Consider the following 24010-nt stretch of genomic DNA (forward strand, 5'->3'; position numbering starts at 1 on the left):
GGACCTCAGAATGCCGGAACTATGGCACCCTTGTATTTCTCTTCGATGAATTTCTTCACTTCCGGGCTGTTCAGGGCTTTCATCAGTTTCTGGATTTCCGGACGGTTTTCGTCCCCTTTGCGGACGGCGACAATGTTGGCGTAAGGAGAATCTTTGGCTTCGATGAACAGAGCATCTTTGGTGGGATTCAGCTTGGCTTCCATGGCGAAGTTAGAGTTGATTACGGCTAGATCCACATCATCCAAGGTCCGGGGCAGCATGGCAGCTTCTGCTTCGGTGATCTGGAGGTTCTTGGGGTTCTCCACGATGTCGTTGGCGGTGGCCAGTACCCCGACCCCTTCCTTCAGTTTCAGGAGACCGGCCTTTTCCAGGATGGCCAGAGCCCGGCCCCCGTTGGTGGGATCGTTGGGGATTGCTACTTTCGCGCCGTCAGGTATAGCTTTGATATCTTTGATTTTCCGGGAATACACTCCCATGGGTTCGATGTGGACTTTGCCCACAGAAATCAGGGACAGGTTCCGGTCTTTGCAGAACTTTTCCAGATACGGCAGATGCTGGAAGAAGTTAGCATCGATTTCCTTATCGCTGAGGCTCAGGTTGGGCTTTACGTAATCGGTGAATTCAACCACCTGGAGATCCACTCCGTCCTTGGCCAGGAGCGGCTTCACTTTTTCCAGGATCTCCGCATGAGGAACCGGGGATGCGCCCACCTTCAGGACCACTTTCTTATCTCCCCCTGCCGGCTTGCTGCCAGTGGAACTCCCGCCGCAGCCCCCGGCGATGCCGGCCAGAGCCAGGAGCCCGGCCAGTACCAGTGCCATTTTTTTCATCGTTCTTTTCCTCCTTTAGAGGCTGCTTTCTGCAGAAAGCAGCCGTTCGCGGGTCACGAGCCATGAGTCGCGGGCCGGTCCCTGCCATGGCAAAAGTCCGGTCTGTTTCTCCAAGGATACGCTTCCCGTTCTGTGTTTCCATTTGATTTTTATGCGTTATCCTGTCTTCCTGTCGCTCTGGAAGACAAGAAACGGAGCTAACGCTTTCAGCAATCTAAGCCCGGGACCCGTGACCCGCGGCTCGCGACCCCGGCTGTCACTTCGTGACAGCCTCATGCATTCCAGTTCCGTGCCACCCGTTCTGCGGCTTCTTTCCGGATGTCTTCCGGGTCCCGTTTGATCCGGGCGATTCCTTGTTCCATGGCCACTTTGGCTACAGCAGCGGCGATGGCCGGGACTATCCGCCGGTCGAAGGCGCCAGGCACCACATAGTCTTCCCGGAGTTCGTCATCAGGGATCAAGCCAGTGATAGCTTTCACCGCAGCCACTTTCATCTCTTCCGTGATGGCAGAAGCCCGCACATCCAGGGCTCCCCGGAATACTCCAGGGAACACGCACACATTGTTCACCTGGTTGGGCGCATCGCTCCGGCCCGTCCCGGCTACGGCAGCCCCGTCTGCTTTGGCTTCTTCATAGGTGGTTTCCGGCACCGGATTGGCCAGGGCGAAAACGATGGCATCCTCGTTCATGCTCTGGATCACTTCTTTGGTGAACAGCCGGGGAGCCGAAACTCCCAGGAGCACATCGGCTCCCTTTACGGCCCCTTTCAGATCGCCCTGGTAATGGCGCTGGTTGGTGACACTGGCCAGATACGCGGTGGCCATGTCCATCTCTCCTGGACGGCCTTCATAGACAGCCCCGTGGACGTCGATCATGGTCAGGTTTTTCACACCCAGGCGCACCAGCAGTTTGCCGATGGCAGAACCGGCAGCACCGCAGCCGTTGACCACCACTTTTACCTTTTCGATGTCCTTCTTCACATAGCGCAGGGCCCCCAGGACAGCTGCGCAGGCGATGATGGCCGTCCCATGCTGGTCATCATGGAAGACAGGGATCTTGCAGCGTTTGATCAGTTCCGCTTCTACCGCATAGCATTTGGGAGAAGAGATGTCTTCCAGGTTGATGCCCCCGAAAGAAGGCTGGAGTCTTTCCACGATATTGACGAATTCGTCAGGATCCTTTGCATCGATGCAGATGGGCACGGAATCCACATCCCCGAACTTCTTGTACAGCACGGCCTTCCCTTCCATGACGGGCATGGCCGCTTCCGGTCCGATATCGCCCAGTCCCAAGACCCGGGTGCCGTCACTGATCACAGCTACCATATTGCCCCGCCAGGTATATTCAAAAGACAGATCCGGATTTTCTTTGATCTTCCGGCAGGGTTCGGCTACCCCCGGAGTATAGGCCAGGGACAGATCATGGCCGTTCTCCAAAGGCACCTTACAGCGTACTTCCAGTTTCCCGTGGTTTTTGGCATGGAGTTCCAGTGCCTCTTTGTTCAGTTCTTCCGTATTTGCCATTTTACGAAGCTCCTTTCCTTACACACGCAGTGTATGTACTTCAAACACCGGCTTTTTCCCTGCTTCCAGTGTCAGGATGCCGAAACTGGGCACCCCGTTCCGGGGACGGCTGGGGCTTCCCGGATTGATCAGCAGGATCCCGTCTTCTTCCCGGTCCACCGGGATATGGATATGGCCGAAGATCACCACATCCGCCTTTTTTTCTTCCCCCCAGTAGAAGAGCCGGCTCCAGTCATTGTACCGGACATACCGGTGGCCGTGGGTCATGGCCAGGGTGAACCCCAGCTGTTTCGTCACCAGTTCCGCCGGAGCCCGGTCCTCATAGCTGTCACAGTTGCCGCAGACTGCATAGACCGGGATCCCGGAAGCCTCTTCGAGGAAAGGGGCGTCCTGGCTGTAATCTCCGGCATGGAGCCAGAGATCCACTTCCCCGGCCTGATCCAGGACGGCCTCCAGGGCGTGGAGATCTCCGTGGGTATCACTGACCACGCCGATCTTCATTTGTTCATCCTTTTCCATTGGTTCACCAGCTTCCGGATAGCCTTGGCCCGGTGGCTGATGCCATTCTTTTCTTCCATGGTAGCTTCTCCCAGGGGCTTATGGAGTTCTGTGGACCAGAACAGGGGATCATAGCCGAATCCATTGGTCCCATGGGGCTCATGGAGGAGGATCCCGTCACAGATCCCGGCACTCTCCGCCAGGATCCGTCCTTCCGGATTGGCCATGGCCAGGGCGCAGAAGAACCGGCAGTTCCGCCGGACCTGCATCTTCATATTGGCCAGGAGCAGATTGTTGTTCTCTTCATCCGTGGCTTTTTCTCCAGCATAGCGGGCGGACCGGACACCGGGGGCTCCTTTCAGGCTCAGGACTTCCAGCCCGGAATCGTCAGCCAGGCATACCTTGCCCAGGGCTTTGGCATAGTACCGGGCCTTCAGCCGGGCATTGGCCGCAAAAGTCCTGCCCGTTTCCTCCGGTTCCGGGACGGGCGGATAATCACTGAGGCAGGTAAAGGTGATGCCGAGTTCATCCATCAGCGACTTGAATTCCTCTACTTTGCCCAGATTATGGGTTGCGATTACAACTTCCAACATCGTTTCACCTACCTTTTCTACAACTGTTATTGTACCTGTTATGGGGGGATAAATCCAGAGGGAAAAGTTCCATTTATGCAAAAAAGGGGCTGTCGCATACGCAACAGTCCCTTTTTGAGTTCTCGGGCCACGAGGCTCGGGCCCGAGCCGCTATGCGGCTCATCGATTAACCTGCTCCGCAGGTTAATCGATATAGTTCTTGATCACACAAATCGGCGTCTTCTGGCTGTCGTTGCCGAAGGGGTTGTCGATGAGGATCTTTTCTACCAGACGAGGATCCACTCCTTTGGTGCAGCCCAGGCAGCAGGACCGTTTCAGGTCGTTCACGTCCGCTACCGCCGCCCCGAAGCAGCCCAGCCCCGCTTTGATGCTTTCGGAGACCCGTACCGGGTTCTTGGGGCCCAGGACGATGTGTTTGTCATAAGGAGGCATGGTGCCGGTGATGTCGTCGATGAGCCGGGCCTGTTCCCCGCCCAGCTGGTAGAACACCCCGTTCCTGCCCAGGCATTTGGCAAAGAAGCCCACCACCACGGCGAACAGTACTTTCAGGGTGCCAGATTCGTTGAGCAGGCTCTGCATAGCAGACCAGTTCCCGATGCTCCCCACTCCGGGGAAGAGCTGGCTCAGGACTTTGGCAGCAAAGGAAATCTTCAGGGTCTCAGGACGGATGGCCCGGTTCTGGGTGATGGCCACCACACTTTCTGCCACACAGACCACGTCCCGGGGACCGATCTTGTCGCCGCCGAACTCCCGTACCGCGTCCACGATATTATCGTGGACGGTGAGGATCCGGGTAGGAATAGGAACGATTTCATATTTCTCAGCCATTGTAGGCACCCCCTGCCAGTTTTTTCAGTTCATCCGCAAAGACGGTGAAGAAATATTTCCGCACATAATGGGCTTTCCGGCCTACACCGCAGAGGAAGATGGCCGCATCCACATCCACCATCCGGTTCAGGATGTCCCGCATATCCTTGCCGTTCCGGGCCCGGAGGGTCAGGGTGACGATCAGGGTCCATTCGGACCATTCTTTCAGTACCAGGGCTTCGAAATAATGGTCGTTCCGGCGCCGGTCGCTTTTTTCCACGTTGCCGGTGCACCAGGCATCCGGGAACTGTTCCTGGGGCAGATAGGGACGGACGAAACAATCCGTCACGGCAGCGCTTTCCGGACTCTTGTTCCGAAGAGGCACCTCAAAAGACAGTACGGCTTTGTCATGGTCCAGGTACTCCAGTTTTAGCGGAGTCTTCTCCTCCACCACCACGCGGGTGGCATCGGTGGGCTTCAGAGCCGCGTAGACGGTCATCACCAAAAGGCCCAGGACACACAGTCCCAGGATCAGTAAAATCACATTGATCATGCTTGGATCTCCCTTTCTTGTGCAGCCAGCTGCTGCAGTTTTTCATAATACTTGGGTGCCAGCCGTTCCACTTTCCCCTCCAGATTCACGAAGGCGTTCTTGGAACGGCCTTCCGCCAGCAGCGCACCATCCGCTTTCCGGAGGACCCGGTAGCTGAACTGGATCATGGCCCGGCTGCAGGCCGTCAGCGTGGTCTGGATCTCATACACATCATCGAAACGGGCTGACTGACGGTATTTGCATTGGACTTCGACGATGGGGACCATATACCCAGCTTCCCGCAGCTGATTCAGGTCGATGCCGGCCTGACGGAAATAGGCCACACGCCCCATTTCGAACCAGCGCAGATAATTGGTATGATGGACCACTGCCATCAAATCAGTTTCTGAAAAGCGCACACGATCTGTGATACTAACCACGGCATAACCTCTTTTCTCCCTCATGGGGCATCTGCTTCCCATGGATTGACAGCTTTTTTATTATAGCACTTTTTCCTTTGCCCGGTTATCTGAAAAAAGAACCCAAGATAACAAAAAACCTCATACCCCGCTGACGCGAACTATGAGGCAAGTTTCAAATGGTACGCCCGAGTGGAATCGAACCACCGCACACGGCTCCGGAGGCCGTTGCTCTATCCACTGAGCTACGGGCGTGTTTACCGAACGAATATTATTATAGCAGAGTACCCCAAAAGATGCAAGGGATTTTTCTACTTTTTTTATGATTCCTTCCTGATGGCATTTTCCAGGTCCCCCACCACTTCCGCCAGATTGTGCCTGCGGAGTTCCTCTTCGAACTGGTTCTGGATCTCCTGGAGCTTTCCGTCCAAGGCCTGGTGGATGTTCCGGCCTACTGGGCATTGGGGATTAGGGCTGTCGTGGAAATTGAACAGCTTGTCTTTGCTGGTTTCCACCGCTTCGTACACATCGTAGAAAGTGATCTGTTCCAAAGGACGGGTCACTTCCACCCCTCCCGGACCCCGGCGGACGGAAATCAGCCCGGCCTCCTTCAGCTGTTTCATGAGATTCCGGACGATCACCGGATTGCAGCCGATACTGCCGGCCAGGAAGTCACTAGTTACCTTATAGTCTTTCCTAAAATAAACAGCCACAGCCAAGATGTGGATGGCTATGGTGAATTTGGTCGATACCTGCATAGAGGGTCCGTTCCTTTCGTTGGTTTCTGTCCTTATTATAGCAAGCCGGGGCCCGGAATGGCAAATGAGACCTTTTCCAGCAGCAGAGTATCGTTTACAAGGAATTACATCTCTTCTCTCTTTTCTTTTATCTGAAAATAAGGAATCTGTATCTTTTCCCCTTCTTTCGTAGTACTATAATGATACGAAATCGATGGGAAAAGGACAGGATCCCTTTTCCTGTTTTGACAGAAAGGACCTATCCATTGATGGAACAAGAAATACTCAATCAGATCGACTGGCATAAAATCATCCAGCTGCGCCATGCCCTCCACGCCCATCCGGAACTGTCCGGACAGGAAAGAGAGACAAAAAAACGCCTGATGGATTTCATCAGGGAACATACAGATCTGCAAGTAATCGACCAGGGAGACTGGTTCTGCGCATTGTACGAACCAGCTGTGCGTAACGGGAAGCCGCCCATCGGATTCCGGGCAGATATGGACGCCCTGCCCATCCCGGAGACCCTGTCCCTGCCCTATGGGTCCCAGGCTGAAGGCGTCGCCCATAAATGCGGCCACGACGGCCATTCTGCTGCGCTGGCGGCCCTGTCTCTGCTCTTGGAACACGACAGGAAGATCCAGCGGCCAGTGTATCTCATCTTCCAGTCAGCGGAGGAAACCGGTGCCGGGGGAAAGCCCTGTGCAGACTTTCTCCAGGACGCAGGGATCGGAGAAGTCTACGCCTTCCACAATCTCAGCGGCTATCCGGAAAATGCCGTGATGGTCCGGGATGGACTGACCCAGTGCGCCTCCAAAGGGCTCACCATCCGATTCCTGGGCAAGGAAACCCATGCCGGTGCTCCGGAAAATGGCAAAAACCCGGCTCCCCCTCTGGCCCGGATGATCCTTTTGGCCGATCGTCTGGCAGAAGAGGCCCAAAACGGGCAGGAAAGGACGCTCCTCCTCACCATTGTAGGAGTCAATCTGGGGGGTCGCAATTTCGGCATTTCGCCAGGAGAAGGGGAAATTTCCTTCACCTTCCGGGCGGATGCGGAAGAAGACCTGGCCCAGATGGAAAACCGTCTCCGAGAGGAAGCACTCCGGTTGGGCAAAATGGCTGCTCTCTCAGTTGCCTTCACAGAATCCGATCCGTTTCCGGCTACGGTCAACGACTCCGACTGTGCAGAACGGATCCGCACCGCCGCCCGCAGCCTGGGCCTGGAGCTGGCTCCCATGGATGAGCCCTGGCGGCCTTCCGAAGATTTCGGCTGGTATCTAAAGGTCTGCCCGGGCGCGATTTTTTACGTCGGCAATGGCGAAGACTGGCCCATTCCCCACCGCCCGGAATATGACTTCAATGATCATATCCTCCGGACCCCGGTTTCCCTGTTCCTGAAGCTGGCGGAGGATTGAATCCTATGAGAAATGACTATCTGATCACCGAAAATCCCCTGAAGGCCCTGCTCTATTTCGCGCTCCCCATGATCATCGGGAATTTCTTCCAGCAGACCTATACCATGGCCGATTCCGCCATCGTGGGCCGGTATGTGGGGGAACAGGCCCTGGCTGCGGTGGGCGCTTCCTATGCGTTCACCAACATCTTCATCTGGATCGCCATCGGGGGAGGCATCGGAGCTTCTGTCAAAGTCAGCCGGTATTTTGGGGCGGGACAATATAAAAAGATGAAGGAAGCTTTATATACGGCCCTCCTGGCTTTCCTGCTCCTGAGCCTGGTGTTGGGCGGCATCGGCCTCTGGTTCAGCCTGGACATCATGGAACTCCTGGATACCCCGGCAGATGTCCTGGGACTGGCCGATGTGTATCTCCGGGTGTATTTCCTGGGTCTTCCCTTCCTGTTCATGTATTCCGTCCTGTCCGCCATGTTCAATGCCCTGGGGAAATCCCGGATTCCCCTGTTCTTCCTGATTTTTTCTTCATTGTTCAATGTGGTGCTGGATTGGATCCTGGTCACCCAGTACGGCCTGGGAGTCGCCGGCGTGGCCTGGGCCACCCTCATCGCCCAGGGAATCGCCGCCGTCCTTTCCTTCGGGGTCCTCACCTGGGTACTCGGGCACATGTCTTCCGAAAGGCCCCGTCTCTTCGCCCCGGAAGAACTGTTGCCCATGGCTCAAATCGCCCTGCCTTCCATCCTCCAGCAGTCCACGGTCTCCATCGGCATGATGCTGGTCCAGTCAGTGGTCAACGGTTTCGGCTCGGAAGCCCTGGCGGGTTTTTCCGCTGCCATGCGGGTGGAAGGACTGTGTGTGGTCCCCATGTCCGCCATCGGCAACGCCATGAGCCCCTATACGGCCCAGAATCTGGGAGCTGGACAGCCGGAACGGATCCCCGCCGGTCTCAAAGCTGCCTTCCGCCTGGTCTTTATCTTTGCCTTCCTGAACTGCCTCCTCATGGAGCTAGGGAGCCACTCCCTTTCCGTCTTTTTCCTGGGCAGTGAAGGGTCCCCTGTCGCTTTCCAGACAGCGGAAGGTTATTTCCGCTTCATGGGCTTTTTTTTCTGCTTCATCGGCATGAAGATGTCCGTGGATGGGGTCCTCCGAGGAGCCGGAGATATGCAGATGTTCACCATCGCCAACTTGGTGAACCTGGGACTCCGGGTCAGCCTGGCCATGGCCCTGGCTCCCCGCTTCGGCATCCCCTTCGTCTGGTACGCCGTCCCCCTGGGCTGGTTGGCCAATTTCCTGCTTTCCGGCTGGGAATACCGGCGGGGGAAGTGGAGAAGAAATACAATGGATCCGTCGGTCGGATGAGTGGCTGAAAGGGAGCTGCCCTGTTCCGGCAGCGTCTTGCCCTCCTTTCTACCCTCCATAGACGATGACGCCCAAGACAGCGGAAGCCATAATCAGCCCAATGGGAGAGAGCTTCTTTTTCGTGACCCGTTGGTAACCCCTTTTTCCCAAAACCAAGCTAAAAATCACGAAAAGTGCCTGGAACGCCTGTTGGGGAAGCTTCCCGGGGCTGAGGCAATGCTGGAAAGTCATATAGAGACCGGTCGCCAATACGATACCCGTCACGCAGGGTTTCATCCCTCGGAGAAGGCTCTGGATATACCGGTTGTCCAGCAGGTGATGGAGCAGCGCCGTGACCAGGAGGATGATCAGGAACGAAGGCAGGACAACGGCGGCCGTGGCGGTGACGGCTCCCAGGAAGCCCCCCTGGCTGCTCCCCACATAAGTCGCCAGATTGACCATGATCGGTCCCGGTGTACTTTCACTGACAGCAATCATATAGGTCAGCATGTCGTCATTCAGCCAGCCGTAGGACAGGACCACGTCCCGGATCAGAGGGATCGCACCGTATGCACCTCCGAAGGCAAAACATCCGACTTTCAAAAATCCTGCAAATAACTCCAGATAGATCATTTTCCACCACCGCTTTCTTGATGGGATGGCGCCTGGAGCCTGGAAGATACCAGACTGACCCCTGCTGCCAGGAGCATCAGCCGGATGGAAGAAATCGGCAGGCCAAAGATATCGCTGCAGAGCATGGCCAAGCAGGAACCTAAGAGGATGCCCCGTGACAGCCTCGTCCTGGCGCCTTTTCTCAGCATCATCATGGCTGCCTCCAAGATCAAAAGCCCTACAGCGATCTTGATTCCTTGGAAAGCGGCAGCCAGAAGTTTCCACGTAAAGAAATCATACAGGAACAGCGAAGCGGCCAGAATGACCAGAAAAGGAGGGATGACGATCCCAAAAGTAGCCGCCAGAGCTCCCGCCATTCCGGCCTGCTTATATCCGGTAAAGGTGGCACAGTTGATGGCGATGGGACCGGGCGTGGATTCTGCGATCACGGTGATATCCATCAGTTCCTCATGGGTGATCCAGCTCTTTTCTTCCACACAGCTGTGCTCGATCATGGAAATCATGGCATACCCGCCCCCAAAGGTAAACAGTCCGATTCGGGCAAAAGACAAAAACAAATCCCTGAGCTGATCCCGTTTCATGCTTTTCTCCCCCGATATTCACATTGGCAGGCTTTTTGCTCACGGTCCACCTGCAGAGAAGTCCTCCGCATCCGTTCCACCTGCTCCGCCAGGAAGTCGATGGCTCCTTGGTCTGGCAGATAGTGCATATGATAGCCGTACTTTTCTCCATAGACCAAACCTGCTTCTCTCATGATCTTCAGATGCTGGGAAATGGCCGATTCCGAGATCCCGAACTTTTTGGAAAGAGACCGGACGCAGTGCTTCCTTTCCAAAAGTGCCTGATAGATCTTCAGCCGCATGGGTTCTCCCAGTGCTTTCAATATACGGTCAAGTTCCATCGTTCCGCCCCCTTTAATTTAGTATTTACTTAATTATAATCGATGGTTTTGATTTAGTAAATACTGAATTAAATTTTGATCCCGTGAAGCAGATGGCTCCGACTTTTTCCCTAAGCGTCAGAGTAGGTCAGATGCGCGAAAGGAGGGATTTGGAAGTTGGGCATAATACATAATCGTATATGCCCGGCTTCCAAATCCCTCCTGCCAAAGCAGATGGCCTGCTATGGCGCTCAGGGGTTATGCGTCAGCCAGGTCGGAGATCAGTGCCTCCACCTCCCCCTCCTGCGTACTCCAGGAAGTACAGAACCGGACGATCAGCCGGCCATCTTCCAAATTCCCTTCTCTTTCAAAGGCATATTTCTTTTCCAGATGGGCAGCCTGTTCCAGGGTCAGGATCACGAACTGCTGGTTGGTGGAGCTGACTACGTATTCCGGGATCCCCTTTTTCCGGAAGGCATCCCGGAGCCGGAGGGCAAAAGCATCCGCCTGGGCAGCCAGTCTGAAATACAGGCCGTCCTGGAGCAGGGTATAGAACTGGAGGCCCAGGAGCCAGCCTTTAGCCAGGACGGCTCCGCTCTGCTTCATATGGGCCTTGAACCGGCGGACGGCTTCCGGATGGGTCAGGACCAGGGCTTCCCCGAAGAGGGCGCCGCATTTGGTGCCGCCCAGGTAGAAGGCGTCGACGAGCCGGGCCAGGTCCGGCAGAGCCAGATCGTTTTCAGGAGAAGCCAATCCATAGGCCAGCCGGGCCCCATCCACAAAGAGAGCCATCCCATATTTCCGGCAGACTTCCGAGATGGCAGTGAGTTCGGCTTTGGAATAGAGGGTTCCGTATTCAGTAGTAAAAGAGATGTAGACCATAGACGGCCGAGTAAGCCATTCCGGTTCACCGACATCGTAATAAGACCTGACTTCCTGTTCGATCTGGGCAGCGGTGATTTTCCCGTCCTTTTGGGGCAGGGCCAGGATCTTATGGCCCGTATTTTCGATGGAAGCGCATTCATGGCCGTTGATGTGGCCGGTGGAAGCGCAGATCACACTGTCACAGGAACCTAAGAAAGCAGCGATGGTCACCAGATTGGCCTGGGTAGCCCCCGGGAAAAAATACACCTTCCCCTGGGGACATTGGCACTGGTCCAGGATCAGTCTTGCTGCCTTGTCACACCATTCATCAGTGCCATACCCGCTGAACTGGGTATCATTGGTACGGGTCAGGGCTTCCAGGATGTTGGGATGGGCCCCGTGGTTGTAGTCGTTATTGAAACGGATCATGATAAGTCCTCCCTGAAAAGATGATTTATCTCTTGATTTTATCATAAATCCAGCTGGTTTGTCCTAGAGAAACACGCCCTGGGTTATTTGTCAGCTTGCAAATAGGATCCGGTCCGGCTCTCCTTGCACTTCTCCACCTCTTCCGGCGTCCCGGCAGCCACAATCCTTCCGCCTTGGAAGCCGCCTCCCGGCCCCATGTCGATGATGTAATCGGCATTCCTGATCACATCAAGGTCATGTTCGATGACCACTACCGTAGCTCCATGGTCGATAAGGGTCTGGAAAACTTTTAAGAGCGTCCTTACGTCCTGGGGATGGAGGCCAATTGTCGGTTCATCGAAAACAAACACGGAATCACTCTGCCCTTTCCCCATTTCACTGGCAAGCTTCAGCCGCTGGGCTTCACCGCCGGAAAGTCCAGGCGTTTCTTCTCCCAGTGTCAGGTACCCCAAGCCCAGATCGTGCAAGACCTGAAGCCGCTGCTGCAGGAGCTTTAATCCCCCCAGTGCCTGCAGCACCTGATCCACGCTCATGTTCATGAGTTCAGGCAGACTGTAGACGTTTCCATCTTGCGCTTTGCGGCGGATGCGGAAAGCTTCCTGGCTGTAACGGGAACCTCTGCAGTCCGGGCAAGGAATCTTTACATCTGGCAAAAACTGAACGTCCAGCGAAATCTCCCCTGTTCCATCACAGGCCGGACAGCGGAGTTTCCCTGTATTATAGGAGAAATCACCTGCCTTGCAGGAGTGTTCCTTAGCATCTGCTATCCTAGCATATATTTTTCTCAGCCCATCATGTACATTGGCATAGGTAGCTACAGTGGAACGCACATTCATACCGATTGGCGCAGCATCGATCAGCTTGACCTGGTTGATTCCTTCTGCCACTATGCTTTTGATATGTCCCGGCAGTTTCTGTCCGCTGATTTTTGCCTGAAGTGCCGGGATCAAGCTCTCCAGGATCATTGTGGTTTTGCCAGATCCTGAAACACCTGTTACAACTGTGAGCCGTCCCATAGGTATCCTCACATCCAAAGGATGTACCGTGTGGATTTTCCCTGTTTCCAGATGGATAGTGCCTTTTTCAAATAAAGATCCTTTTCCTGTCACTGGACGGATCCTCGATTTGTATTGATTCGAAAGAAAGGGTCCTATGACCGATTCCGGATTTTTTGCCACATCAGTGACGCTTCCCTGGGAGATTACCGTGCCTCCTTCTGCTCCCGCACCCTTTCCCATCTCGATCATCCAATCAGCGTTTTTCAGGACCTGGGTATCATGATCTACGATTACAATGGAGTTTCCGTCTGCCAGCAGGTCGTCCATGACCCCTGTGAGACCCTTGAGGTTAAAGGGATGGAGACCGATGGATGGTTCGTCAAGGACATACAGCACACCTGTCGTGCGGTTCCGTACGGCCCTGGCAAGCTGCACCCGCTGCCGTTCACCGGTGGACAGCGTGGACGCTGCCCTGTCAAGAGAAAGGTATCCCAGTCCCAGGTCCATCAGCCGCTTAGAGACATCCAGGAAAGAATCACAGATGCTTTCGGCCATGGGGCGCATCTTTTCCGGCAAAGAAGCCGGAACCCCCTGCACCCAAGGGATCAGTTCCGAAAGTGTCATAGCAGCCGCCTGGTCCAGCCCGATCCCTCTGAGCCGCGGTGCACGAGCAGTTTCTGACAGTCTTGTGCCATGGCAGTCCGGACAGACGTCCTCTTCTAGATATTTTTCCAGCCGCTTCATCCCCTTTTCATCTTTGACCTTAGCCAGGGAATTCTTCACGGAATTGACCGCACTGTAGTAGTTGAAATCCATCTCTGTTGGCTCCAGGGTATTAGGATTAACATAATGGATATGATGTTTCTTCAGCTCGCCGTGATAGACGATTTCCTTTTCCTCAGGGGTCAGGTCACGAAATGGGACATTTGTCCGGACCCCCATGGTCCGTACGATATCTTTCATTAACGACCACATAAGGGTTCCCCAAACAACCACTGCTCCTTCATCGATCGTTTTGGAATCATCCGGCACCAAGGCTGCCTCTTTTATATTTTGGACAATTCCCGTTCCGCCGCAGGTGGGACAAGCACCTGTACTGTTAAAGGCAAGTTCCTCCGCCCCGGGACCGTAGAATTTCTCACCGCATACCGGGCAAGTAATTTCCTGCATGGCCGCCACAGCGAAAGACGGCGGGCAGTAATGGCCATTAGGACAGCGGTGACTCCCCAGCCGGGAAAACATGAGACGCAGGCTATTCAACAGTTCAGAAAGAGTCCCGAAGGTACTGCGGATGCCAGGAACACCCGGGCGCTGATGGAGGGCAAGGGCAGCTGGAACATACCGTATCTCTTCTACGTCTGCTCGTTCCACCTGGGTCATCCGACGCCGGGTATAGGTAGAAAGGGATTCCAGATACCGCCGAGACCCTTCCGCATACAGGATCCCTAGGGCCAGGGAGGATTTCCCGGATCCGGACACCCCGGCAATTCCCACGATTTTGTGGAGGGGGATATCCACGTCGATATTTTTCAGGTTATGGACCCTGGCACCCCGGACCTCAATATGATCAGGAACGGAAGGGACGTATTTTTCGCTCATGCGACATGCCTCCTTACAGAAAAGCGGTTTTATTTATCATAGCACAAAAAGGTACCGTCGCGTAAAATAAGACCGGCCCTTACGGGCCTCTAAGAAGTCAGACTTCAGCTTGATTCGCTTTGGATGCAGTACTGGACTTTCTGCTTCCAACAAGCTGAGGTCTTTCCTTCTTCCCCCGACTCCTTCCAGGCGCGGGAGATGTACCCAGATACGTGAAAACAGCGGATTTTGGCTGGAATATAGTATCTCCCGATTCTTGCCATGCGCACGAGATGGGTCCAGATGCGCGAAAGCGAGGATTTTGGTTCATAGCATAGTACATGAACGTACATGCCGCGGACCAAAATCCTCGCTGACAAAGCAGATGGGCCCATATCGTGCGCATGGGTCATGCGCCAGCCCTTTTATTGCCTACTAGTCCTGATTCGGATTCCAGCTGCTTCCGGAATATTCCAAAGAATGGGCGTGGCTGAAAGAGGCGCCGCAGCTGGGGCAGCCGGTTTCTGCGCAGTCGTTGCAGTAAAGGGCACCGCAGTTTCCACATTCGTAGAGAACGGGGCTCTTTTCCGCTTCCCCTTCAGCGCTTTCACAGTAGCCACAGGAGTTGCTGTTCTGGCCTGCTTCTTTTTCCAGGGACACTTCCACTTGACGGTCCAGCCCTTCCTGATTGGGTGCCTTTTCCGCATATTCCGGGAAGACGATGGAATTTTCCTTGAAAATATGGACGAATACATCATTAATGAATGCTTCCAGCAGCTGATAGGTCCGTTTGAAGGTGGCACAGGCATCGGCTGGTACGGTGAAATGATCGGTGAGGGCTTCGATTTCCTTGATGATGTCCCCGGCGGCAGAATGATCGGCTTCCAGGTTCTGGACCAGGGTGAGGATTTCCAGGTTGGGCTGAGGATAGGTCCGCATCAATGGGAACACCAGCCGTTCTTCCCGGGCAAAATGTTCTTCCAAGTCGGTTTTCAGGGTCCCGTACAGATGATGGAGCCGGGTGAGCAGTTCCCCGTGATGGACATAATGGACCAGGAGGATCTTGTTCAGATCCGCTTCGATTTCCGCCATGTATTTCCGTTCATCCACATGGTGGGTGGCTTCCAGGTCCTGGAGCATGTCCGGAATGGAAAGCTGCTTGAACCGGTCCAGGGATTCCTGCTGGCTGCCGGTTTTGGCGCTGTGGCTGGCAATGTATCCGTTCAGATCCGCCACCACTTTTTGGGCATCCAGGTCCGTCCCTTTTACCGCTTCTTCCAGAGGGATTCCCCCGCCGCAGCAGTAATCCAGATGCAGTTCATTGAAAAAGGGGATGGTCTGGGGATAATCCCGCACCACTTCAGCCAGGGTATTTTTTACAGTAATCATGGAGCATTCCTCCCGTAGTTGTTTGATGGTTTAAGTATAGCGGAATGCTGGGATTACGTCCGTTGGTATGACAACGAGATGAAGAAAGATATCAGAACCGGCCCTGACGGGCCTCTCAGAAGTCAGACTTCAGCTTTGTTGGCTTTGGATGCAGTACCGATCTGCTCATCGCCAACAAGCTGACTTCTGACATCTGTAGGCCTCCGGCCGTGTCTGACATCTTTCTTCTTCCTCCGGCTCCTTCCAGGCGCAGGAGATGTACCCAGATACGCGAAAGCGGGGAATTTGGTTCGTGGCATAGTACATGGACGTACATGCCGCGGACCAAATTCCCCGCTGACAAAGTAGATAGGTGCATATCCCGCGCCTGGGTTATGCGTCAGCACACCCTCCCCCCGACTCCCTCCCTGAGCGTCAGAGTTGGTCAGATGCGCGAAAGGAGGGATTTGGAAGTTGGGCATAATACACAGTGGTATATGCCCGGCTTCCAAATCCCTCCTGACAAAGCAGATGGCCTGCTATGGCGCTCAGGGGTTATGCGTCAGCCTCTACAACTTATTCCCACTCAATCGTCGCCGGCGGCTTGCTGGTAATATCATAGACCACCCGGTTCACCCCAGGGACTTCGTTGACGATCCGGCGGGAGACGATATCCAGCACATGGTAAGGGATATGGGACCAGTCGGAAGTCATGCCATCGGTGCTGTTGACAGCACGGAGGGCGATGGTGTTGCTGTAGGTCCGGAAGTCACCCATGACCCCGACGCTGCGGATGTTGGGGAGACAGGCGAAATACTGCCAGATGGACCGGTTGAGCCCGGCTTTAGCGATTTCTTCCCGGAAAATGGCATCGGCTTCCCGCACGATGTGGAGCTTTTCTTCGGTCACTTCACCCAGGACACGGATAGCCAGGCCAGGGCCCGGGAAGGGCTGGCGCCATACCAGTTCGGAGGGGATGCCTAATTCTTCGCCTACGGCGCGGACTTCATCCTTGAACAGTTCCCGGAGGGGTTCGATGAGGCCCAGTTTCATGTCTTTGGGCAGGCCGCCTACATTGTGGTGGCTCTTGATGGTGGCAGAGGTTCCGGTACCGCCGGATTCCACCACGTCCGGATAGATGGTCCCCTGGACCAGGAAGTCCACATGGCCGATCTTTTTGGATTCTTCTTCAAAGACCCGGATGAATTCTTCCCCGATGATCTTCCGTTTCTTTTCTGGGTCGCTGACCCCTTTCAGTTTGCTGAGGAAACGATCCTGGGCATTGACCCGGATCAGGTTCATGTCGAAATCCCGTTTGAAGACCTGTTCTACCTGGTCCCCTTCGTCTTTCCGCAGGAGGCCGTGATCCACGAACACACAGGTGAGCTGCTTGCCTACGGCCTTATGGACCAGGACGGCAGCCACGGAGGAATCCACCCCGCCGCTCATGGCGCAGAGTACGTTCTTATCCCCTACTTTTTCCCGGATCTCTTGGATCTTGTTCTGGGCAAAGGAAGACATGGTCCAATCCCCGGACAGATTGCAGATATTGAACAGGAAGTTGGAGAACATCTGCTTCCCAAAGGGAGTATGCATGACTTCCGGATGGAACTGGACGCCGTAGAGTTTCTTGTCCTCATTCTGCATGGCAGCGATGGGACATTCTGCGGTATGGGCGATGACAGTGAAGCCTTTCGGGGCTTTTTCCGCATAGTCCTGATGGCTCATCCAGCACACATTGTTCTTTTCCAGGCCAGAGAAAAGACGGGTTTCGTTATCCAGGACGACAGCCGTCTTGCCGTATTCCCCGCTGCCTGCATGGGCCACCACGCCACCCAGGGCTTTGGTCATGAACTGGTCGCCATAGCAGATGCCCAGGACGGGGATCCCCATTTCGAAGACCCCGGCATCCACGCTGGGGGTATTTTCCGCATAGACACTGTTGGGCCCGCCAGACAGGATGATGGCCTTGGGATTCTTGGCTTTGATCTTGTCCAGGGTATAGTTGTAAGGAATGATTTCACAGTACACACCGCATTCACGGACGCGTCTGGCAATCAGCTGGCTGTACTGAGCACCGAAGTCGACCACCAGGACAACCTCATGCTGTAAATTCTCCATAGTCTGCCTCCCTTTGGTAGTTTGTAATATTTAAAACAATATACCATACTTCACAAATTCTTTCAATTCCAAATCCGATTATTTTTCGTTGGACAAGCCCAATTTTTCGAAAATCAGGAATGCCAGGCTGGCCAGGATAGCCACCACCGTAGCCAGGCCCATGCCTTTGAGCTGGACGGGCCCCAGGTGCACTGCCGCCCCGGAAAGTCCGCTGATCATAGTCACAGCCGTGAGGATCAGGTTCTTGGGCCGGGTGAAGTCCACCTTCCGTTCCACCATCATCCGCAGACCGGACGCAGCGATAAACCCGAACAATAAGATGCAGACCCCGCCCATCACCGGAGTGGGGATCCCGTGGATCACCGCGGCGACTTTCCCGATGAAGGAAAACAGGATGGCGAAAATGGCCGCCCCCCCGATGACCCAGGTGCTGTAGACTCCGGTGATGGCCATGACCCCCATATTCTCCCCATAGGTGGTGTTGGGAGTAGAACCCAGGAACCCGGAGAGCACGTTGGACAGGCCATCGGCCATGAGGGACCGGTGGAGCCCGGGATCCTTGATCAGGTCACGGCCCACGATGTCGCTGGTGACGAAGAGATGGCCCAGATGTTCCGCCAGCACCACGAAGAGAGCAGGCAGGATCATCATGATGGCAGAGAGGTTGAACCGGGGCTGGTAGAAGGTGGGGAAAGAGAACCAGGCGGCAGTTTCCACCGCAGAGAAGTTCACCACTCCCATGCACCAGCTGAGGACGTAGCCGGACACCACCCCGATGAGGATGGGGATGATAGCGATGAAACCCCGGCCCAGGACGGTGGCCAGGATGGTGACAATCAGGGTGAACATGGAAATGGTCATGGCCTGGCCGTTGGTCATCCCCTGGACCGGATCCACGAACCCGCTCATGTTGAGGGCCAGAGGCGCCAGTTCCAGGCCGATGATGGCCACAATGGACCCCATGGCCGCCGGCGGGAACAGCACATCGATCCATTCTGTGCCGATCCGTTTCACCAGAAGGCCGATGAAGATGAAGCAGAGGCCGAAGGCGATGAAACCTCCCTGGGCATCTCCGTAGGTCATCCCCGGGGTGGCACAGACGGCCAGCACAGGGGAAATGAAAGCAAAGCTGGAGCCCAGATAGGCAGGAAGCTTCCATTTGCAGATGGTCAGGTACAGCAGGGTGCCCACCCCGTTCATAAACAGGGCTGTGGCAGGGTCCACGTGCAGGAGAAAAGGCACCAGTACGGTGGAGCCGAACATGGCAAACAGATGCTGCAGGCTCAGGGGAATGGTTTCCAGGACCGGAAGCTTTTCTTCCACGTGGATGATTCGTCGTTCTTCCATGGGTCATGACTCCTTTGTGTTCTTTTTGATCTCCCTTATTGTACCATATCTTTCTCCAGATTCGGCACACAAAAAAAAGACTGCTGACTATGCAACAGTCTTTCAAATTCCAATGGTGCCGGGGACCGGAATCGAACCGGTACGGAGATCACTCTCCGAGGGATTTTAAGTCCCTTGCGTCTGCCAGTTCCGCCACCTCGGCGAAAAAGTTGGAGGCGACGCCCAGAATCGAACTGGGGATAAAGGTTTTGCAGACCTCTGCCTTACCGCTTGGCTACGTCGCCATATAGAAATGGAGCGGAAAACGAGATTCGAACTCGCGACCCCCACCTTGGCAAGGTGATGCTCTACCACTGAGCTACTTCCGCATGAAGAATGGTGCCTCAGCGCAGAATCGAACTGCGGACACAAGGATTTTCAGTCCTTTGCTCTACCAACTGAGCTACCGAGGCATTGGCGACCCAGGACGGACTCGAACCGACGATCTCCGCCGTGACAGGGCGGCATTCTAACCAACTGAACTACTGGGCCATTGTCTGTCAGCACCCTCAGGCGCTGTCGACTTGATTAGTATACTGTATAGTGAGGGAAATGTCAAGGGAAAAATTGGGGCTGGAAAAATACTTTCCCCAGCCCCGTCACTGGTCCCTGGTCACTGGTCTCTGGCCTCAGGAAGGAACCCGGGCAGCGGGTTCCTTTTAATTTATGAATGCAACTTCCTCAGAACTTCCATCTCACTCCAGCGTTCCAGCTCCAGTTCTTCCGGTAGGTGCCGGTACTGCTCTTTTCGCCTTCCAGGTAGAACTGGCTTTCCGGCGACAGCTGTACGGCCATCCCGATGCCGTATTCGAACCAGTTGTCCCCGTAATCCCGGTCCAGCTTCAGGAACCCTTCGTCATCGGTGAAGCGGACTTCTCCACTGCCCCCGAATTCGTGGAACCAGTCCGCCTTCAGGAAGAACTGGGCCCGATGGTCTTCGTACCCGGCCCGGAACCCGGCCCGTCCCACCGCGCTGTGGATGTTATTTTCCTCATAATGGACCCCATTGGCCAGGTCCTCCGACGCTCCGTGGAGCCAGCCCAGGGTGAACTGGGCCCGGGGTTCCAGGAACCAGCCGCCGGAAAAGGCCTTCTTCCAGCCGTATTCCGCTCCTGCCGTGAAGCCGTTGTTGTCCAGGGTCCCTTTGGCCCCATAACGGCCGTACACCTCATTGGAGAGATGCTGGCCCTTCAGGACGAAATCCCAGTACTGACCATCTTTCTTCACATGGGTATCGTAGAGACCCAGGCTGATGCCGGTGAGATCCGAAGTCCCTCCGGAGAAGGTCCCCGTACCCCGGCTGTATCCCAGGCCGATGCCCTGGTAATGGCGTTCTTTCCCGTTCTCACCCAGGAGCTTATCGTAACCCACCTGGTACTGATGGTGCTGGAGGGTAAAGCCCCCTTCTTCCCCGCTGCGCTGGCTCCGGGTCCCGGCCGCTCTGGCCCAGACCCCTTCCGGTGCCGCATCCTGGGTATGCAGGTCCCCCATCCGTTTGAACAGGCTGTCCATGTCTTCCCGCCACATCTGGTAATCCATGCCCGGAAGCCCCATCATGGTCTGGACGAAGTGGGTATGATGGCCCTTGTCATCAGTGGGAAGGTTCTGGAAGCCCTTCAGGTACCAATCGGTATTATAGCCGTCGGTGACCGTATCCCCCTGGCTCTTTTCATGGGTATCCAGCACGATCCGATGGAAGAACAGCCGGTCTTCCCGGTCCGGCACATAGAATTTTCCCTGTTCGTCCCCTACACTGGCCAGGACGGACCCGATGGCCCCGTCAGTCCAGGCGCCATGCACGGCATGGAGCTGCAGCTGGGTGGTCCCCGTATGGGTCCCTTTCACATAGAGACGGTCATTCACCTGGGCATCCCCCTGGTGGCCCATAAGGACAGCCGTCCCGTCCCCGGCGAAGTTCCCTGTATACAGGCTCTGATCCGTGGTATCCTGGTTCAGATGGATGGTTCCCTTAGCGGCCTGGAGATAGGTGACTTTGGAATCCCCGTCCAGGTTCCAGATGGCACCGTCATTGAGATGAAGGGTGATCCCCGCATCAGAACGGATGCCATAATCGAGATTTCCATCCTCCACGGTGCCATCCAACCGGGAGCCGCTGCCTTTCAGATACGCCTCCAGAGAGCTGCCGGCATCGGCCGTCAGTTCCCCGTCGATGATCCCGGTACTGCCGTCATGGCCTAGGGTGATAGAGCCGCCCCCGGTGGACCGGGCCGCATAAGTGCTGCCGTTGGCGGAAAGGGCATATTGACCGGCATCCACCGTAATGGGGGCCTTGCCGCATACGGACCAGATTTCTCCATTCACTACGGCATTTTCCGTGGCGCTATCCCCGATTTCCACCGGCATGGCATTGGCCTGGACGGCCCGCATACCGCTGGCCGGATCGATGCGGATGTCCTTTCCTTCCAGATCCACTTTGTTGGCAGAATCCCCCAGGGCCCAGATGCCCCCGTCGATCTGGAGCAGACGGGTCCCATCATGGCCCAGGTTCACGGCGCCTCCGGTGGTGAGGATCAGGTTCTGGTCTTTATTGGCTCCTTCATAGATGTGGATGGTGTCCCCGTCCACGGAATACCCTCCATTGAGGCCCACCAGACGGCCGTCGATGCTCACATGGGAATCCGGTTCCCCGATGACCAGAGCATTGTCTGCTGCCTGCTGGATCACCAGGGCATCATGGGTATGGCTGTCCGGTTCCGTATGGCTGCCATCTGCGTTCGTCTTCACCGTAGTACCCAAGGTCCCGCTGTCCGGCGCCGCTCCGTCACTGAGGGTGATATCCTTCCCCACTACATCCATCCGGGCGACCCCGTTGACCAGCAGCCGCCCTTTGATGGAAACCGTATCGGAAGTACTTCCCTCCGGCGCAGTCCGGCCGATTTCCACGGACCGGCTGGAAGCGTTGGCATAAAGGGCCGTATGGCCGGCGTTATCTAGGAGGATATCCTTGCCGCCCACGTACAGGACCGTATCCACGCCCGTCAGGATCTCTCCATTCACGGTGGTCAGGGCCGTATCTGCATCCCCGATCTGGATGGAAGAATGGCCCCGGTCGATCAGGGAAAAAGCGTTCTGGTTGTGTTCGAAATCCCCTTTCAGTCCGTTCAGGGTGACCGCTTTGCTGCCGTTCAAGACAAAGGCATTGGAGCTGTTGGTGAGGATATGGCCGTTTACCGTAGTGGTCTCCGTGGTATCAGGATTGCCGGACCAGAACTGGGAATCGGTGAAATCCAGGGCAACGGCCTTGTACATATCGGAAGATGAATCCGTCAGAGACGGTGTTTTTAAAGCATTGAATGCCAGATTCTTCCCGTTGAACCAGACCCTTTCATCTTCATTGGAACTTCCTACCACAGCGGTGGAACCGTTTACCGTCACCTCTGCCTGGCTGCTCCCACCATATAATTGGCCGGTACGGGTTTCCCCATAACTGCCAAAGGTTAGACGGATTGCACTGGTATCATAGGCATTTTCGTGCAAGGCATTCCCGATGGTCAGCTGATGGGCGGTCTTCAGATCCAGTCTTGCCGATCCGTTGAAGCCGATGCCCGAAGGCAGGTTGATCTCATCTGCATCCATGGTCACGTGGCAGTCCTGCACCTGAAGGGACCGGTAGGCGCCATAGTGCTTGCCATCGGGAGCCAAGGTAATGGTCTTCCCTGTCAGGGATGCCGTCCCCTGGCTGTCCACCTGGAGTTCCTGGGCCTGGATATCCCCTTTGTTGCCATCTGCGTCTTCCGCGGTCAGGGTGATGTCTGCCTTTTCCCCTGTGGCATGAAGTATCCCTCCTGTGGTAATGTTGGCCGCTTCGACATGGATATGGCCGTCCCCCACGGCCAGGAAATCCCCTGAAGCCGTCATCTTTCCCCCGGCGGTCACATCGATTTTGGCATGGTTGTGTGCTTCCATAGAAGTATAGTCACCGCCCACGCTGACATCGCCCCCGGCCTTCACCGTCAGGGCCGTATAGGGTTCCTCTGTGGTGTGGTAACCGTCGCCAGTGACCATCCATTGGGAATGGCTCGCCACGCTGCCCCGGGCATTGAGTTCGATGTCCGCAGCCGATACATTCCCAAATTGTTCAATGTGGATATCGTTCCCGGAGAGAGTCACGTGATTCAAGATTCGATCATCATCATCCGACCACATGGCTCCTCCCACGCTGAAGCGGCCAACGGATAGATCCCCCGCCCCGGCATTGCCGATTTCTACGGTACTGGAGTTGGAAACGTTCACATCCACCAGTTCCAGTCCGCTCTTCATGTACTGGTTCCCCAGATGGATGGTCCCGCCCATCGTGGCGCTGACCGCATCAGCCGATATATCCCTGGCATCCAGGGCAATGCTCCCAGCTTCTTTTTCTCCCCCCATCCTGACAGCCTGGATGTTCCGGAATGTCAAGCGGTCCGTGGCATCATTGCCGGCAGTGATCTTGCCGCCGGTGACAAAATTGCCAGTAAAAGCGATGTTCTTCCCCTTGACGGTGGCCTCGCCCCCATTGCTGCCGCCGTAGTCGGCGATGGTCACCTGACTGGTTCCATCCGTCCCTACCGTGACCTTGTCCTGGTTCCAGCCCTGGAGGTAGTGGACCGTGATGGGGTCCCCTTCCACAGCATCCCCACTCCATTTGTTCACCCATTCATAGTGGTGTCCAGCGGCCTGTCCATATCGCTGGCCGGCAAAGAGAGACAGCAGCACAGCAGCCGTCAGTCCAAAAGTCATTGGCTTCGAATCGTATTTCTTCACGTACAATCAGACTCCTTGCAATTGGGATCAGGGACCTAGTATATAAAGTCCTTATATTTTCTATAAATTATATTTTATCACATTTTTGTGACTTTGGGTAAAATCTATGGGAATCGCTGGATTATTATGAAGGTATTCTGCGATTTTATCCACTTTATTCTGGAAAGCCAGATAAAAAAAGGTTCTATAATAAATGTTGGGGTCTTGTGGACACTCCTGTTCACAAGACCCCTTGTCTTACGATAAAATAAAGACATATCTAAGCTACATTTCACCTCAACCACCACGAAGAACTGAAAGG

At 55.3% G+C, this 24010-nt stretch carries 19 protein-coding genes and 6 tRNA genes; 2 read left to right on the top strand and 23 right to left on the bottom strand.

What is annotated here, in order from left to right; genetic code table 11:
* Positions 1-5: 5 nt before the first annotated feature.
* The 9 genes from ACTUHY_RS04895 to ACTUHY_RS04935 form a co-directional block, all read right to left on the bottom strand.
* Positions 6-830, bottom strand: coding sequence for a MetQ/NlpA family ABC transporter substrate-binding protein (locus ACTUHY_RS04895; RefSeq protein WP_442826803.1), 825 nt, complete (start codon positions 828-830; stop codon positions 6-8).
* A 272-nt stretch (positions 831-1102) separates the two neighbouring features.
* Positions 1103-2353, bottom strand: a complete 1251-nt coding sequence (locus ACTUHY_RS04900; RefSeq protein ID WP_442826804.1) for an NAD(P)-dependent malic enzyme — start codon at positions 2351-2353, stop codon at positions 1103-1105.
* A gap of 18 nt (positions 2354-2371) precedes the next feature.
* Positions 2372-2872 carry a metallophosphoesterase family protein gene (locus tag ACTUHY_RS04905; protein ID WP_442826805.1) on the bottom strand — a complete coding sequence of 167 codons (501 nt, stop codon included), beginning with the start codon at positions 2870-2872 and terminating at the stop codon, positions 2372-2374.
* Entirely contained in the window at positions 2851-3444 is a 594-nt protein-coding gene (rdgB, locus tag ACTUHY_RS04910; RefSeq protein ID WP_278674613.1) for an RdgB/HAM1 family non-canonical purine NTP pyrophosphatase, read from the bottom strand. Before rdgB ends, ACTUHY_RS04905 begins: the two co-directional genes overlap by 22 nt.
* A 183-nt stretch (positions 3445-3627) precedes the next feature.
* A complete protein-coding gene (locus tag ACTUHY_RS04915; protein WP_278674612.1) occupies positions 3628-4272 on the bottom strand; it encodes a coenzyme F420-0:L-glutamate ligase in 645 nt (214 codons plus the stop codon).
* On the bottom strand, positions 4265-4804 hold the full coding sequence (locus tag ACTUHY_RS04920) for a hypothetical protein (RefSeq protein WP_442826806.1): 540 nt from the start codon (positions 4802-4804) through the stop codon (positions 4265-4267). Before ACTUHY_RS04920 ends, ACTUHY_RS04915 begins: the two co-directional genes overlap by 8 nt.
* On the bottom strand, positions 4801-5202 hold the full coding sequence (locus tag ACTUHY_RS04925) for an acyl-CoA thioesterase (protein WP_442826807.1): 402 nt from the start codon (positions 5200-5202) through the stop codon (positions 4801-4803). The genes ACTUHY_RS04920 and ACTUHY_RS04925 overlap by 4 nt, the downstream gene beginning before the upstream one ends.
* A gap of 180 nt (positions 5203-5382) precedes the next feature.
* Positions 5383-5457: transfer RNA gene (locus tag ACTUHY_RS04930), tRNA-Arg, on the bottom strand.
* A gap of 65 nt (positions 5458-5522) precedes the next feature.
* Positions 5523-5960, bottom strand: a complete 438-nt coding sequence (locus ACTUHY_RS04935) for an Rrf2 family transcriptional regulator (RefSeq protein WP_442826808.1) — start codon at positions 5958-5960, stop codon at positions 5523-5525.
* Between the two features lie 248 nt (positions 5961-6208).
* Here ACTUHY_RS04935 and ACTUHY_RS04940 point away from each other — a divergent pair, with 248 nt between their 5' ends.
* Together ACTUHY_RS04940 and ACTUHY_RS04945 are read left to right on the top strand one after the other, a co-directional pair.
* Positions 6209-7354, top strand: a complete 1146-nt coding sequence (locus tag ACTUHY_RS04940) for a M20 metallopeptidase family protein (RefSeq protein ID WP_442826809.1) — start codon at positions 6209-6211, stop codon at positions 7352-7354.
* Positions 7355-7359: 5 nt separating this feature from the next.
* Positions 7360-8709, top strand: a complete 1350-nt coding sequence (locus tag ACTUHY_RS04945; protein ID WP_442826810.1) for an MATE family efflux transporter — start codon at positions 7360-7362, stop codon at positions 8707-8709.
* Between the two features lie 48 nt (positions 8710-8757).
* On the opposite strand, the gene ACTUHY_RS04950 is transcribed toward ACTUHY_RS04945, so the two are convergent.
* The 14 genes from ACTUHY_RS04950 to ACTUHY_RS05015 all read right to left on the bottom strand — a co-directional run bounded on the left by ACTUHY_RS04950 (position 8758) and on the right by ACTUHY_RS05015 (position 23685).
* Positions 8758-9321, bottom strand: a complete 564-nt coding sequence (locus ACTUHY_RS04950; protein ID WP_442826811.1) for a chromate transporter — start codon at positions 9319-9321, stop codon at positions 8758-8760.
* Complete coding sequence (locus ACTUHY_RS04955) at positions 9318-9902, bottom strand: chromate transporter (protein WP_442826812.1); 585 nt, start codon at positions 9900-9902, stop codon at positions 9318-9320. The genes ACTUHY_RS04950 and ACTUHY_RS04955 overlap by 4 nt, the downstream gene beginning before the upstream one ends.
* Positions 9899-10222, bottom strand: a complete 324-nt coding sequence (locus ACTUHY_RS04960) for an ArsR/SmtB family transcription factor (protein ID WP_442826813.1) — start codon at positions 10220-10222, stop codon at positions 9899-9901. The genes ACTUHY_RS04955 and ACTUHY_RS04960 overlap by 4 nt, the downstream gene beginning before the upstream one ends.
* Before the next feature lie 237 nt (positions 10223-10459).
* Complete coding sequence (locus ACTUHY_RS04965; RefSeq protein WP_442826814.1) at positions 10460-11494, bottom strand: threonine aldolase family protein; 1035 nt, start codon at positions 11492-11494, stop codon at positions 10460-10462.
* 83 nt (positions 11495-11577) lie between these two features.
* Positions 11578-14091 (bottom strand): excinuclease ABC subunit UvrA, encoded by a 2514-nt coding sequence (locus ACTUHY_RS04970; RefSeq protein WP_442826815.1) that lies wholly within the window; start codon positions 14089-14091, stop codon positions 11578-11580.
* A 414-nt stretch (positions 14092-14505) separates the two neighbouring features.
* On the bottom strand, positions 14506-15459 hold the full coding sequence (locus tag ACTUHY_RS04975; RefSeq protein WP_442826816.1) for a DUF542 domain-containing protein: 954 nt from the start codon (positions 15457-15459) through the stop codon (positions 14506-14508).
* Positions 15460-16014: 555 nt separating this feature from the next.
* Positions 16015-17559 (bottom strand): glutamine-hydrolyzing GMP synthase, encoded by a 1545-nt coding sequence (guaA, locus tag ACTUHY_RS04980; protein WP_442826817.1) that lies wholly within the window; start codon positions 17557-17559, stop codon positions 16015-16017.
* Between the two features lie 78 nt (positions 17560-17637).
* Positions 17638-18906, bottom strand: a complete 1269-nt coding sequence (uraA, locus tag ACTUHY_RS04985; RefSeq protein ID WP_442826818.1) for a uracil permease — start codon at positions 18904-18906, stop codon at positions 17638-17640.
* A 113-nt stretch (positions 18907-19019) separates the two neighbouring features.
* Positions 19020-19108: transfer RNA gene (locus ACTUHY_RS04990), tRNA-Leu, on the bottom strand.
* An 8-nt stretch (positions 19109-19116) separates the two neighbouring features.
* Positions 19117-19190 (bottom strand) — tRNA-Cys (locus ACTUHY_RS04995).
* A gap of 9 nt (positions 19191-19199) precedes the next feature.
* Positions 19200-19274, bottom strand: a tRNA-Gly gene (locus ACTUHY_RS05000).
* Between the two features lie 8 nt (positions 19275-19282).
* Positions 19283-19358, bottom strand: a tRNA-Phe gene (locus ACTUHY_RS05005).
* A 2-nt stretch (positions 19359-19360) separates the two neighbouring features.
* Positions 19361-19437, bottom strand: a tRNA-Asp gene (locus ACTUHY_RS05010).
* 189 nt (positions 19438-19626) lie between these two features.
* A complete protein-coding gene (locus ACTUHY_RS05015; RefSeq protein WP_442826819.1) occupies positions 19627-23685 on the bottom strand; it encodes an autotransporter outer membrane beta-barrel domain-containing protein in 4059 nt (1352 codons plus the stop codon).
* Between the last annotated feature and the right edge of the window lie 325 nt (positions 23686-24010).

It is taken from the genome of Acidaminococcus nyctereutis (genome assembly GCF_052216985.1).
GTDB lineage: Bacteria > Bacillota > Negativicutes > Acidaminococcales > Acidaminococcaceae > Acidaminococcus > Acidaminococcus fermentans_A.

Coding starts and splice junctions, on each gene's coding strand:
- ACTUHY_RS05015 (WP_442826819.1), bottom strand. CDS start 23,685: ATGACTTTTGGACTGACGGCTGCTGTGCTGCTGTCTCTCTTTGCCGGC.
- rdgB (WP_278674613.1), bottom strand. CDS start 3,444: ATGTTGGAAGTTGTAATCGCAACCCATAATCTGGGCAAAGTAGAGGAA.
- ACTUHY_RS04915 (WP_278674612.1), bottom strand. CDS start 4,272: ATGGCTGAGAAATATGAAATCGTTCCTATTCCTACCCGGATCCTCACC.
- ACTUHY_RS04955 (WP_442826812.1), bottom strand. CDS start 9,902: ATGAAACGGGATCAGCTCAGGGATTTGTTTTTGTCTTTTGCCCGAATC.
- uraA (WP_442826818.1), bottom strand. CDS start 18,906: ATGGAAGAACGACGAATCATCCACGTGGAAGAAAAGCTTCCGGTCCTG.
- ACTUHY_RS04935 (WP_442826808.1), bottom strand. CDS start 5,960: ATGCAGGTATCGACCAAATTCACCATAGCCATCCACATCTTGGCTGTG.
- ACTUHY_RS04895 (WP_442826803.1), bottom strand. CDS start 830: ATGAAAAAAATGGCACTGGTACTGGCCGGGCTCCTGGCTCTGGCCGGC.
- ACTUHY_RS04945 (WP_442826810.1), top strand. CDS start 7,360: ATGAGAAATGACTATCTGATCACCGAAAATCCCCTGAAGGCCCTGCTC.
- ACTUHY_RS04950 (WP_442826811.1), bottom strand. CDS start 9,321: ATGATCTATCTGGAGTTATTTGCAGGATTTTTGAAAGTCGGATGTTTT.
- ACTUHY_RS04975 (WP_442826816.1), bottom strand. CDS start 15,459: ATGATTACTGTAAAAAATACCCTGGCTGAAGTGGTGCGGGATTATCCC.
- ACTUHY_RS04920 (WP_442826806.1), bottom strand. CDS start 4,804: ATGATCAATGTGATTTTACTGATCCTGGGACTGTGTGTCCTGGGCCTT.
- guaA (WP_442826817.1), bottom strand. CDS start 17,559: ATGGAGAATTTACAGCATGAGGTTGTCCTGGTGGTCGACTTCGGTGCT.
- ACTUHY_RS04970 (WP_442826815.1), bottom strand. CDS start 14,091: ATGAGCGAAAAATACGTCCCTTCCGTTCCTGATCATATTGAGGTCCGG.
- ACTUHY_RS04900 (WP_442826804.1), bottom strand. CDS start 2,353: ATGGCAAATACGGAAGAACTGAACAAAGAGGCACTGGAACTCCATGCC.
- ACTUHY_RS04965 (WP_442826814.1), bottom strand. CDS start 11,494: ATGATCCGTTTCAATAACGACTACAACCACGGGGCCCATCCCAACATC.
- ACTUHY_RS04940 (WP_442826809.1), top strand. CDS start 6,209: ATGGAACAAGAAATACTCAATCAGATCGACTGGCATAAAATCATCCAG.
- ACTUHY_RS04905 (WP_442826805.1), bottom strand. CDS start 2,872: ATGGAAAAGGATGAACAAATGAAGATCGGCGTGGTCAGTGATACCCAC.
- ACTUHY_RS04960 (WP_442826813.1), bottom strand. CDS start 10,222: ATGGAACTTGACCGTATATTGAAAGCACTGGGAGAACCCATGCGGCTG.